An 11,822-nucleotide genomic window follows, 5' to 3' on the forward strand; every position below is an offset into this window, starting at 1 on the left:
ACGTCATCCGGGACACACGCCCGCGGCGTCCGGCAGGCTCGCACTCACAGTGTCATGTCCTCGTTGGGTGTCAGCCCGAAGGGTGAAGTCCATGAGCCAGCGGCCGATCCTGTTCGTCAGCCTGCCCGAGAGCGGCCTGCTGAACCCGATGCTCGTGCTCGCGGAGGAACTGTCGCGCCGCGGCGTCGAGAACCTGTGGTTCGCCACCGACGACAAGGGCCGCGAGGAGGTCGAGGCCGCCGCGGTCGGCTCGCCGATCGAGTTCTTCTCGCTGGGCGAGGTGATCCCGGAGATGTCGTCGGTGACGTGGCCGAACGACGTCTACGCGAAGGTGACGCAGCGGTCGCGGTTCAAGGCGCGCAAGGCCGTGATCGAGCAGACGCACCGGCCGGAGCTGCGGATTCCCAAGTACCGCAAGCTCGCCGAGCTCGTCGACGAGATCAAGCCCGCGTTGATGGTCGTCGAGTCGATGTGCATGTTCGGCTACGAGGTCGCGATCACCAAGGGCGTCCCGTACGTGCTCAGCGACCCGTTCGTGCCGTCGAACCTCGTGACGTCGGCGGTGCCGATCGGCCCGTCGTACACCCCGAAGGACTTCCCGCGCCCGCACACCGGCCTGCCCGCGGACATGACGTGGACGCAGCGCTGGGCCAACCGGCTCTTCGGGTGGCGCACGCTCGCGATGGCGTTCTCCAAGGGCAACAAGGAACGCAACGCGCGCAACCAGCAGGTCGTCGCCGAGCTCGGCATCTCGCCGGAGGCGCTCGGCCAGTTCGCGCGGGTCGAGAAGTCCGAGCTGGTGCTGTGCTACTCGATCCCGGAGATGGACTACCCGTTCGACGTCCCGGAGAAGATCCGCACGGTCGGCGCGCTGGTGCCGCCGCTGCCGCAGGCCGAGCCCGGTGAGCTCGGCGAGTGGCTGGACGCGCAGAAGTCCGTGGTGTACATGGGGTTCGGCACGATCACCCGGCTGACGCGCGACCAGGTCGAGGCGTTCGTGCAGGTCGCGTATCGGTTGGAAGGCAAGCACTCGGTGCTGTGGAAGCTGCCGCGCGACCAGCAGAAGTTCCTGCCGGGAAAGCTTCCGTCGAACCTGCGCATCGAGGCGTGGGTGCCGTCACAGCTGGACGTGCTGGCGCATCCGAACGTCAAGGTGTTCTTCACGCACGCGGGCGGAAACGCCTACACGGAAAGCATCTACTTCGGCAAGCCGATGGTGTCGCGGCCGCTGTGGGTCGACTGCTACGACCAGGCCGTGCGGGCGGAGAGCTTCGGTGTCGGGCTGACGCTGGACAAGCCGCACACCGTCGACCCTGCCGACGTCGTGGACAAGCTCACCCGCGTCCTGGACGACCCGGCGTTCCGCGAGAACGCCGAACGTCTCGCCGCGCTGCAGCACGCCGCCGGTGGCCGCAAGACCGCCGCCGACCTGATCCTCTCCCTTCCCGCGCTGTCCTCGAAGTGAGTTGACGATGAGCTACCGCTACCCCGTGTCGATGCCTTCGTTGCGCGGCAACGAGCTCGAGTACACGACGAAGGCCGTGACGGACGGCTGGATCTCCTCGCAGGGCCCGTACGTGCCGCGGTTCGAGGAGGCTTTCGCCGCCTACAACAACGTGAAGTACGGCGTCGCGTGCTCGTCCGGCACGACAGCGCTGACGCTCGCGTTGCGCGCGTTGGGGATCGGCCCCGGCGACGAGGTGATCGTGCCGGAGTTCACGATGATCGCCTCGGCGTGGGCCGTGACGTACACCGGTGCGACGCCCGTGTTCGTGGACTGCGCGGACGACCTGAACATCGACGTGACGAAGATCGAGGAGAAGATCACCCCGCGCACGAAGGTGATCATGCCGGTGCACGTCTACGGCCGGCAGTGCGACATGGAGCCGATCCTCGAGCTCGCCTACGAGTACAACCTGCGCGTGGTCGAGGACTCGGCCGAGGCGCACGGCGTGAAGCCGACCGGGGACATCGCGGCGTTCTCCCTGTTCGCCAACAAGATCATCACGTCCGGCGAGGGCGGTGTCTGCGTCACGAACGACCCGCACCTGGCACGGCAGATGGCGCACTTGCGGGGGATGGCGTTCACGCGCGACCACAGCTTCCTGCACAAGAAGCTCGCCTACAACTTCCGCATGACGAACCTGCAGGCCGCGGTCGCGCTCGCGCAGACCGAACGCCTCGACGAGATCATCGCGACGCGCGCGCGGATCGAGAAGCGGTACGACGAGGGACTTCGGGGCATCGAGGGCATCACCCTCATGCCGCCGCGTGACGTGTTGTGGATGTACGACCTGCGCGCGGAACGCCGTGACGAGCTGATGGCGTTCCTCGCGGAGAAGGGCATCGAGACCCGGCTCTTCTTCAAGCCGATGAGCAGGCAGCCCGGCTACCTCGACCCGGTGTGGCCGTCGCTGAACGCGAACCGGTTCGCCGAGGACGGGCTCTACCTCCCCACCCACGCCGAGCTGACCGAAGACGACCAGGACTACATCGTGGGGCAAGTCCGCCAGTTCTACGAGGGATGACATGACATGACGAGCACTGACGCCGCCCAGCTGGTCCCGTTCATGATGCGCCGTCCCGGCGCGCCCTTCCCTCCCCCCGAGTACGAGGAGTTCCGCACCAAGCCCGGCCTGGTGAAGGCCGCGTTGCCCTCCGGTGAGACCGTGTGGCTGGTCACCCGGCACGAAGAGGTGCGCGCGGTGCTCACCGACCCGCGCATCAGCTCGAACCCGGCGAACGAAGGCTTTCCGCGGCCGTCGCGCACCGTGGGCGCGCCGTCCGCGGACGAGGTGCCCGGCTGGTTCGTGTCGCTGGACCCGCCCGACCACAACAGGTTCCGCAAGGCGCTCATCCCCGAGTTCACCGTGCGCCGCATCCGGTCGCTGCGCCCGGCGGTCGAGGAGATCGTCGACCGCGCGATCGACCAGATGCTGGCTCGCGGTGACAGCGCGGAGCTCGTCGAGGACTTCTCCCTGACGGTGCCGTCGCTGGTGATCTCGTCCCTGCTCGGAGTGCCCAAAGTGGACCGCGACTTCTTCGAGGAGAAGACGAAGGTCCTCGTGACGCTGACGTCGACCGACGAGCAGCGCGACAAGGCGTCCGAACACCTGCTCCGCTACATCAACCGGCTGATCACGATCAAGTCCAAGCGCCCTGGCGACGACCTGATCAGCAGGCTTCTCCAGGGCGGTCTGCTGACGCCCCAGGAGCTGTCCGGTGTCGCGATGCTGCTGCTCATCGCGGGCCACGAGACGACGGCGAACAACATCTCCCTCGGCGTCGTCACCCTGCTGCAGCAGAAGCAGTGGATCGGCGACGAGCGCACGATCGAGGAGCTGCTGCGCTACCACTCGGTGGCCGACCTGGTGGCGTTGCGGGTGGCGGTCGAGGACGTCGAGATCGGCGGGCAGCTGGTCCGCAAGGGCGAGGGGATCGTGCCGCTCGTGGCGGGCGCAAACCACGACCCGGAGATGTTCGAACGGCCGCACGAGTTCGACCCGTCCCGTCCGGCCACGGGACACGTGGCGTTCGGGTACGGCGTGCACCAGTGCCTCGGCCAGAACCTGGTGCGGCTGGAGATGGAGGTCGCCTACCGCGGCCTGTTCGGGCGGATCCCGACGCTGGAGGTCGCGGTGCCGCTGGAGGAACTGCAGTTCAAGTACGACGGAGTCCTCTTCGGACTCCACGCGCTTCCCGTGCGCTGGTAATCGTGGGAGGGACTTCGATGGCTCGGATCACCGTGGACACCGGCAAGTGCATCGGCTCGGCCCAGTGCGTGCTGGCCGCGCCGGACGTGTTCGACCAGGACGACGACGGGTTCGTCATGGTGCTCGACGACAACCCGTCCGGTGAGGCGGAGACGACGGCGCGCACCGCCAGGGGCATCTGCCCCGCGCAGGCGATCACCGTGCACGACTAACGGCCGCGGCGGGGTTTCGCGCGCTTGGCCGGCTTCTGCTGCCGGGGTGCGGGACCGCGCCGCTGCTGCTTCCTCACCGGTTCCTGCTGCGGCCCGCGGGTGCTGTTGACCGTGCGGCCGCGGACGATGCCGATCATGTGCTCGACCAGCTCGGGGTTCTCGTCGCGGATCGGGAACGACAGCGCCACCCGTGACTGCGGGGCGTCGGTCAGCGGCGCGTACGTGAGGTCCTTGCGGTGGTGCAGCCGGGCGAGCGACTGCGGCACGACCAGCAGCCCGGCCCCGGCGGCCACGATCTCGATCGCGTCCGCGGTGGTCTCCGGCCGTTCGACGGGCGGCTGCCCCGGGACCTCGTCCCACTGCAGCACGTCGTCGAGCGGCTGCCAGAGCACGTGCTCCTTCAGGTCCTCAAGGGACAGTTCGTCAGCGGCGGCGAACTCGTGGTCCTTGGGGAACACGACCACGGTGGTCTCGGTGTAGAGCGGGATGGCGTGCAGGTCCTCGCGGTCGCCGGGCAGCCTGAGCAGCGCGGCGTCGGCCTCGCCGGAGCGCACCTTCTCCGCGGCTTCGGCGACGGTCACCTGCACGAGGGTCAGCGGGGTCTCCGGCAGGCGTTCCTGCCAGACCCGTGCCCACTTGCCCGGCGTCACACCTGGGACGTACGCGAGCGTGAACGATCCGGTCACGTGCTGAGGCTAGCCTGTCCGGCTCTGGCGGAACTCTCCGGTTACTCTTTTCGCATGAAGTCGCAGCAGACCATGAAGCCCGCCACCGCCGCCAAGAAGCTGGGCGTGTACCTCGAGGCCACGCCCGAGGAGTTCCGTGCGGGTGTCGTGTCGCGCGACGAGCTCAACGAGCTGCAGGCCAACCCGCCGGAGTGGCTGCGCGAGCTGCGCCGCAACGGCCCGCACCCCAAGCAGCTCATCGCGCAGAAGCTGGGCATCTCGACCAGCGGGCTGGCGCGGGCCGGCATCACCGAGGCGCTGACCACGGACCAGATCAACGCGATCAAGGACGAGAACCCGGACTGGCTGGTGCGCGAGCGCGAGACCTACCAGGAGTTCCGTGCCGAAGAGGCGCGCCTGAAGGAGAAGGCGCGCCTCGACGAGGAGTGACTCAGCAGCGTTCCTCGGTGTTGGCCGCGTAGACGATCTCGCCGCGGCCGACGGCGCCGTAGGCCTTGGTGCACTTGTTGACGGTGCGCAGGCCGTCGGACCACACCTCGCGGTCGTTCTTCGGGTCGACGTTGTAGCCCTGCACGTCGCCCGTGCCCTTGACCCACAGGCCCGCGCCGGCGTCGAAGCCGCGGTGCGTGCTCGCCCACGACTCCCACACGTAGGTGTACCCGTAGTTCTTGTCACAGCCCACGAACTGCTTGATGGACGCGATCGTCTCGCCGCCGCCCTTGAGGATCTTCGTCGCGCCGATCTGGGTGACCCGAGAGCATCCCGGTGCCGTCTCCGCGGTCGCCGGGGTACCGCCGAGCAGCGCGATGCCCGCGGCCAGGCCGACGGTGAGCACGACACTCCTGAACTTCTTCGCCATGCCCGGCACCGTGCCAGCGCGCGCTGACACGGTGCTGACAGGTGATGCCGGTCACCAGGTGAGCGGGAACTTCTCCAGTCCACCGGCGAGCCGGCCACCGGGATGCGATTCGAGCTCGGACTCCGGCACGGCGAGCCGCAGCGTGGGCAGGCGCTCGAACAGGGTCGTGAACGCGACGGCGAGGATGATCCGCACGAGCGGGGCGCCGGTGCAGTGCCGCATGCCGTGGCCGAACGTGAAGTGGTGGTTGGGCGAGCGGGTGACGTCGAAGCGGTGCGGGTCGTCGAACGCGCGCGGATCGAAGTTGGCGAGGCTGAAGTCCAGCATCACCAGGTCGCCTTCCTTGATCGTCACGCCGCCGATCTCGATGTCCTCGCTGGCGTAGCGGGGCAGGACGGGCGAGCTGATGGTGGCGCGCATGACCTCGTCGACGGCCTGGGCCATGATCGTCGGGTCGGACATGGCCTTCGCGAGCTGGTCGGGGTTGCGCAGGAACAGCAGCACGCCGAAGTCGAGGTGGCTCGCGAGGCCCGCGAGGCCGGTGAACAGCAGCGTGACGACGTGCAGGCCGATCTCCTCGTCGGTGAGGCCGGCCTCGATGAAGCGGGAGATGACGTCGTCGCCGAGCTCTGATCGGCGCCTCGCCCCGATCTCGGCGGCGAAGCCGAACAGCGGGTCCATGCCGGACTCGGCGTGCTGCTGGTCGGACGCGCCGACGGTGTCCATCATGTCGAGGAGCCGGCGGCGGTCCTCTTCGGGAATGCCGACCATGTCGCACAACGCCTGCTGCGAGTAGTCCATCGAGTAGGCCTCGTGCAGGTCGACCGGCGGGCCCGCGGCGATGATGGCGTCGAGCTTGGCGTTCGCGATGGCCTCGACGCGGGCCTTGCGTTCGATGACGCGGCGGGCGGCGAAGCTCTTGGTGTACAGAACGCGTTTCTTCTCGTGGCGTTCCTTCTCGACCTCGATGTCGTCGCTGGTGACGAGCATGTCGAGCATGGGGTTGCGCAGGAACCGCGGCGCGGTGGCCGGGTCCTTGTGGCTGCGGCCGAGCTTGTTGTTCTGCAGCAGCGACTTCACCTCGGCGTGGCGGGTGACGAGCCAGCCCTCGTCGCCGGCCGGCGTCCGGATGCGGCACACCGGAGCCTGCTCCTGCAGCCGCAGCCGCAGTTCGCTGAACGTCAGGATCGACGGCAGTTCGACCCCGATCAGGGGCAGTTCCTGCGATGTGGTCATCGGACGCCTTCCAGTTTCTCGATACGGGTGCTGAGCCAGTCCTCCATCACGGCCGCGACGACGCCCGCGTCCTCCTTGACCATGGCCATGTGGTCGGTGGCGACGACGCGGATCTCGTCGGCGGGCACGTCGACGTCCTGGTCGGTGGTGACGAGGTCGGTGCCCTTGACCTCGTTGGCGCAGCGGATGAGCAGCTTGGGAACCGTCGTGTGCAGGCCGGTGTCGATGATGAGCGGGAACCAGTGCGCCATCGCGGACAGGCGGGTGCTGTTCATGTTCACCGCGGGCGAGTCCATGGTGTTGAAGTAGTTCGTGGTGACGGCGTCGAAGTCCATGCCCTCGCTGGAGTTGTAGTTCATGCTCAGGGTGTCGAGCATGATCACGGCCTCCGGGGTGATGCCCCACGTCTGTTCCAGCACGGCCGCGGCGAAGTAGGCGAGGGTGCCGCCGGAGGAGTGTCCGACGAGGACGAACGGGTCGCCGTCGGTGCCGTTGAGGATGCTCTCGGCGACGAACCTGGCGGCGGCCTCGGTGGTGCGCGGGAGTGCTTCGCCGTCGCCGAAACCGATGAGCGGCAACGCGGACACGTGCCGCCTGCCGCGCAGGTGGGCGGCGAGCCGCGCGTACATGTGGACGCCAGCGGTGGCGCCGGGGGCGCTGATGCAGACGAGTTTCGGCAGCCGGGGGCCTTCGGCGAGCGTGACGGGGCTGGGCAGGTCCTCGAGTTCGGCGGGGCTGTCGAACATGGGGCGCAGGTTGGCGACGGCCTTGAGCATCCGCAGGCCTTCGACGACCTTGCCGCTGGTGACGCTCTCCATGAACAGGCCGAAGACCGTGTCGTTGGCGTTGACGGTCATGCCGTTGCTCGTCGCGGGTCCGGCGATGGTGCCGAGCTCGGAGTCGACCCTGGTGGCCAGTGCGGCGGGGGTGCCGCTGTCGAACACCGCGCTGCCGGGGAGCTTGAGGCCCAGCATGTCGTTGAGCTGGTTGCGCAGCTCGACGGCGATGAGCGAGTCGAAGCCCAGTTCCAGGAAGTTCTTCTCCGGGTCCACTGTGGACGGGTCGTTGTGGCCGAGGAGTGCGGCGCAGGTGCCGACGACGAGGCCGCGGATCTCGTCGGCGCGGTCGTCGGGGTCGGTGGCGCGTAGCCGGTCGAGGACCGTGACGGCGGTCAGCTGGCTCTGCTGCGGGAGTGTCTGTGCGTCGACGATGTCGCGCAGCAGCGGGGCGACGCGCTGCTGGTTGCGGTTGACGTGCATGGGCACGACGGCGTTCTTGTTCGCGGCGAGGGCGGCGTCGAACAGCGCGAGGCCCTGTTCCGCGGCGAGCGGGGGCATGCCGGAGCGGGTGATGCGGTCCATGGCGGCTTCGCTGAGCCCCGCGGTCATGCCGCCGTCCTGCGCCCACGGTCCCCAGGCGAGGCTGATGGTGTTCTCACGCGTGGCGGCCAGCGCGTCGAGGTAGGCGTTGGCGGCGGCGTAGTTGCCCTGGCCGGCCGCGCCCAGGACGCCCGCGACGGAGCTGTAGAGGACGAGCAGCCTCAGGTCGTGCTGGGCGAGCAGGTGCGCGGCGTCGACCTTCGGGGTGAGGACGCTCGTGAGGCGGTCCGGGGTGAGGGCGTCGACGAGGGCGTCGTCCAGCACGCCCGCCGTGTGGATGACGGTGGTGAGCGGGTGGTCCGTGGCGGCGAACAGGGTCTGGACGTCGTCGGGGTTGGTGACGTCGGCGGCCGCGATGGTGACGGTGGCGCCCTTGTTCTCCAGCTCCTGCTTGAGGTTGCGCGCGCCGGGTGCCTCCTCGCCGCGGCGGCTGGCGAGCAGCAGGCGCTTCACGCCGTGCCGGGTGACGAGGTGCCGGGCGAGCTCGGCGCCGAGACCGCCGGTGCCGCCGGTGATCAGGACGGTCTCGTCCTCGCCCCACTCGTGCTTCGCCTCGGGGTTCTCCGGGAGTTCCTTGAGGCGGGCGACCCTGACCCTGCCCTCGCGGACGAGCACCTGCGGTTCGTCGCCGTTGACGAGCTCGGTGAGCAGGGCGCCGGAGACGTCGAGGCCGTCGCTGTCGACGAGCAGGAACCGGCCGGGGTTCTCGGCCTGCGCCGCGCGGACGAGGCCCCACACGGCGGCGGCGGCCAGGTCCTCGCCGGTCGCCGCGCCACGGCTGACGAAGACGACTTTCGAGTTCTCGAACGCTGCCGCTTCCTGGAGGATGCTCAGCGCTCGCCGGGTTTCGGCGTGCACGCTCGCCGGGGTGTTGTCGCCGGTGACGGCCACGACGAACACGTCCGGCGTGGTCTGCTGGGCGGCTTCGGTGAGGGTTTCGCCGTAGCCGCTGACGGACTGGCCCGCCGCGTACAGGACGTGGGCGAGGTCGAACTCGTCGCCGCCGATGATGGCCCACCGCGCGCCCGTGACGGCCGGTGCGTCCACTGTGGACTTGACCCACGCGACCTCGTACAGGGCGGGGCGGCTGGCGTTCGGCTGGGTGCCCGGCGCCATCGTGCTCCGCGGCCAGAACCGCTCGGTGTCGAACGGGTAGGTGGGCAGGTCGATCTTCCTGCCGCTCTTCGGCCAGTCGATCCTGCTGCCGGTGGTGTAGAGCTTGGCCAGCGCGGTGATGAACGCCGTGACCTCGTCCTTGTCCTTGCGCATCGTCGGGATCGCGCGGTCGACGAGGGCGGCCAGGACGGCGCTGGGGCCGATCTCGACGAACGTGGCGTCGCCGATCTCCTCGACGTTGTCGGTGAAGCGGACGGTGTCGCGGACGTGGCTGACCCAGTAGTCGGATTGTTGAACATTCCCACGAGCGACAAGTGGGATTGTCGGATTGTTGAACGAAATGCCGTGGATGGCCTGGCGGAAGTCGTCGAGCATGGGCTCCATCAGCGGCGAGTGGAACGCGTGGCTGACGCTGAGCTGCTTGGTCTTGCGATCGTTGAATCGTTCAACAATCCTACGTGCCTCTTGTTCAACACCGGCGATGACGATGCTCGTGGGCCCGTTGATCGCGGCGATGGAGACACCGTCGGTCAGGTGCGGGGTGACCTCGTCCTCGGTGGCCTCGATCGCGATCATCACGCCGCCCTCGGGCAGTGCCTGCATGAGCCGCGCGCGTTCCCGGACGAGCCGGGCGGCGTCCTCGAGGCTGAGCACACCCGCGATGTGGGCGGCGGCGATCTCGCCGATGGAGTGGCCCGCGACCTTGTCCGCCTTGAAGCCGTAGCTCTCCAGCAGCCGGTACAGCGCGACCTCGAACGCGAACAGCGCCGGCTGGGTGTAGCCGGTCTGGCCGAGCTTCGCCTCGTCCTCCCACATGACCTGCTTGAGGTCTGGCGGGAGATGCGCGAGGGCGGCGTCGAGGGCTTCCCGGAACGCCGGGAACGCCTCGTACAGCTCCTTGCCCATGCCGGCCCGCTGGGCACCCTGCCCGGAGAACAGCGCGGCCACGGGCTTGCGCGCCACGGTCCCGGTCGCGATCACGTCGCCGTCGAGGACCACCGCGCGGTGGTCGAACGTCGTCGGCCTCGTGGTGAGCAACGAGTACGCGATGTCTCCCGGCTCTGCGTCGAGAGCTTTGAGCTGTTCGATGCGTGCCTTCAGCGAGTTCGCCGACTTCGCCGACACCACGAACGGGTGCCTGCCCGCCAGGCCCTGGATCGATTCCGGCTCGCCCCCTCCGGGGGAGACCGAGGTCCCCACTCCTATCGTCTCAGAGGGGTCTGACAGTTCTGGGGCTTCTTGGATGATCACGTGGGCGTTGGTACCGCTCACGCCGAAGGACGACACGCCGGCCCGGCGCGGTTTGCCGTTGCGGGGCCAGGGGGTGGTCTCCGTCAGCAGCTCGACGTTGCCCGCGGACCAGTCGACGTGGGACGACGGCGCGGTGACGTGGAGCGTGGGCGGGAGGGTGTCGTGGCGCAGCGCCTCGACCATCTTGATCACGCCCGCGACGCCCGCCGCGGCCTGGGTGTGGCCGATGTTGGACTTGATCGCGCCGAGGCGCAGCGGGGTGGCGCGGTCCTGGCCGTAGGTGGCGAGGAGGGCCTCGGCCTCGATGGGATCTCCCAGCACGGTGCCGGTTCCGTGGGCTTCGACAGCGTCCACATCGGACGCGGACAGGCCCGCGGAGGCCAGCGCCGCCTTGATCACCTCGCGCTGGGCGGGGCCGTTCGGGGCGGACAGGCCGTTGGAGGCGCCGTCCTGGTTGACCGCGCTGCCGACGACGACGGCGAGCACCGGGTGGCCGTTGCGCTGGGCGTCGGAGAGCTTCTCGACGAGCAGCACGCCGACGCCCTCCGACCAGCCGGTGCCGTCGGCGTCGTCCGAGAACGCTTTGCACCGGCCCGACGTCGCGAGGCCACCCTGCCGGGTGAATCCGGCGAAGTTCGAGGAAGTCGCCATGACCGTGACGCCACCGGCGACCGCGAGAGAGCACTCACCGTTGCGCAGCGCGGCGGCAGCGAGGTGCAGTGCGACCAACGAGGACGAGCACGCGGTGTCGATCGTGACGGCGGGCCCCTCGAAGCCGAACGTGTAGGAGACGCGTCCGGAGATGACACTGGCCGCGGTGCCCATGCCCGCGTGGCCCTCGACGTCCTCCTGGGAGGCGATCAGGACGTGGCCGTAGTCCTGGCCGTTGGTGCCGATGAAAACGCCGGTGCGGGAGCCGCGCAACGTCGTCGGGTCGATGCCCGCGCGCTCGACGGCTTCCCACGTGGTCTGCAGGAGGAGTCGTTGCTGCGGGTCCATGGCCAGGGCCTCGCGGGGCGAGATGCCGAAGAATCCGGGGTCGAAGTCGGCGGCGTCGTAGAGGAATCCGCCCTGCAGCGTCGCGCTGGTGCCGCCGGCGAGCGTGCCGAGGTCCCAGCCGCGGTCGGTCGGGAAGCCGGTGATGGCGTCACGGCCCTCCGCGACCAGCTCCCAGAGGTCTTCCGGGGAGCGGACGTCGCCGGGGAAGCGGCAGGCGATGCCGACGATCGCGACGGGCTCGTGCTTGCCGGACTCGGCCTCCTCCAGCCGCTGGCGGGTCTGGGCGAGATCGGCGGTGACCCACTTCAGGTACTCAACGAGCTTCTCTTCGTTCGGCATCGCCGGAAACCTTCCGTCTGCGGTCTGGATGG

General features: G+C 69.1%; 9 protein-coding genes and 1 pseudogene. 5 read left to right on the top strand and 5 right to left on the bottom strand.

Annotated elements, in window-relative coordinates:
- Positions 1–91: 91 nt before the first annotated feature.
- From IEZ09_RS12390 to IEZ09_RS12405, 4 genes are read left to right on the top strand one after another with little or no spacing between them, the layout of a single operon-like run.
- Entirely contained in the window at positions 92–1,465 is a 1,374-nt protein-coding gene (locus tag IEZ09_RS12390) for a glycosyltransferase (RefSeq protein WP_189253782.1), read from the top strand.
- 7 nt (positions 1,466–1,472) lie between these two features.
- Positions 1,473–2,528 (top strand): DegT/DnrJ/EryC1/StrS family aminotransferase, encoded by a 1,056-nt coding sequence (locus tag IEZ09_RS12395; RefSeq protein ID WP_189253783.1) that lies wholly within the window; start codon positions 1,473–1,475, stop codon positions 2,526–2,528.
- Positions 2,529–2,534: 6 nt separating this feature from the next.
- Complete coding sequence (locus tag IEZ09_RS12400; protein ID WP_189253784.1) at positions 2,535–3,713, top strand: cytochrome P450; 1,179 nt, start codon at positions 2,535–2,537, stop codon at positions 3,711–3,713.
- Positions 3,714–3,730: 17 nt separating this feature from the next.
- Positions 3,731–3,925 (top strand): ferredoxin, encoded by a 195-nt coding sequence (locus IEZ09_RS12405; protein ID WP_189253785.1) that lies wholly within the window; start codon positions 3,731–3,733, stop codon positions 3,923–3,925.
- Here IEZ09_RS12405 and IEZ09_RS12410 read toward each other — a convergent pair.
- Positions 3,922–4,611 (bottom strand): LysR family transcriptional regulator substrate-binding protein, encoded by a 690-nt coding sequence (locus tag IEZ09_RS12410; protein WP_189253786.1) that lies wholly within the window; start codon positions 4,609–4,611, stop codon positions 3,922–3,924. The two genes, IEZ09_RS12405 and IEZ09_RS12410, sit on opposite strands and share 4 nt — an antisense overlap.
- A gap of 72 nt (positions 4,612–4,683) precedes the next feature.
- Between IEZ09_RS12410 and IEZ09_RS12415 the strand changes: the two genes are divergently transcribed.
- Entirely contained in the window at positions 4,684–5,040 is a 357-nt protein-coding gene (locus tag IEZ09_RS12415) for a DUF5997 family protein (protein WP_189253825.1), read from the top strand.
- Between the two features lies 1 nt (position 5,041).
- Here the strand turns inward: IEZ09_RS12415 and IEZ09_RS12420 are convergent, their stop codons facing one another.
- From IEZ09_RS12420 to IEZ09_RS12430, 4 genes and pseudogenes are all read right to left on the bottom strand, one after another.
- The gene (locus IEZ09_RS12420) at positions 5,042–5,470 is read right to left on the bottom strand and encodes a hypothetical protein (RefSeq protein ID WP_189253787.1); all 429 of its coding nucleotides are present in this window, start codon (positions 5,468–5,470) and stop codon (positions 5,042–5,044) included.
- Positions 5,471–5,521: 51 nt separating this feature from the next.
- A complete protein-coding gene (locus IEZ09_RS12425) occupies positions 5,522–6,706 on the bottom strand; it encodes a cytochrome P450 (RefSeq protein WP_189253788.1) in 1,185 nt (394 codons plus the stop codon).
- Positions 6,703–8,094, bottom strand: a complete 1,392-nt coding sequence (locus tag IEZ09_RS48230) for an alpha/beta fold hydrolase (protein ID WP_440590318.1) — start codon at positions 8,092–8,094, stop codon at positions 6,703–6,705. Before IEZ09_RS48230 ends, IEZ09_RS12425 begins: the two co-directional genes overlap by 4 nt.
- A pseudogene (locus IEZ09_RS12430) lies at positions 8,086–11,820 on the bottom strand (type I polyketide synthase); the annotation flags it as partial. The gene IEZ09_RS48230 and the pseudogene IEZ09_RS12430, both read right to left, overlap by 9 nt.
- Positions 11,821–11,822: the final 2 nt, after the last annotated feature.

The organism is Lentzea flava (genome assembly GCF_014648475.1).
Classification (GTDB): domain Bacteria; phylum Actinomycetota; class Actinomycetes; order Mycobacteriales; family Pseudonocardiaceae; genus Lentzea; species Lentzea flava.

Excerpts from the sequence above, each read along its gene's own strand:
- IEZ09_RS12400 (WP_189253784.1), top strand. The coding sequence starts at position 2,535 with ATGACGAGCACTGACGCCGCCCAGCTGGTCCCGTTCATGATGCGCCGT.
- IEZ09_RS12405 (WP_189253785.1), top strand. The coding sequence starts at position 3,731 with ATGGCTCGGATCACCGTGGACACCGGCAAGTGCATCGGCTCGGCCCAG.
- IEZ09_RS12415 (WP_189253825.1), top strand. The coding sequence starts at position 4,684 with ATGAAGCCCGCCACCGCCGCCAAGAAGCTGGGCGTGTACCTCGAGGCC.
- IEZ09_RS48230 (WP_440590318.1), bottom strand. The coding sequence starts at position 8,094 with ATGACCGCGGGGCTCAGCGAAGCCGCCATGGACCGCATCACCCGCTCC.
- IEZ09_RS12425 (WP_189253788.1), bottom strand. The coding sequence starts at position 6,706 with ATGACCACATCGCAGGAACTGCCCCTGATCGGGGTCGAACTGCCGTCG.
- IEZ09_RS12395 (WP_189253783.1), top strand. The coding sequence starts at position 1,473 with ATGAGCTACCGCTACCCCGTGTCGATGCCTTCGTTGCGCGGCAACGAG.
- IEZ09_RS12390 (WP_189253782.1), top strand. The coding sequence starts at position 92 with ATGAGCCAGCGGCCGATCCTGTTCGTCAGCCTGCCCGAGAGCGGCCTG.
- IEZ09_RS12420 (WP_189253787.1), bottom strand. The coding sequence starts at position 5,470 with ATGGCGAAGAAGTTCAGGAGTGTCGTGCTCACCGTCGGCCTGGCCGCG.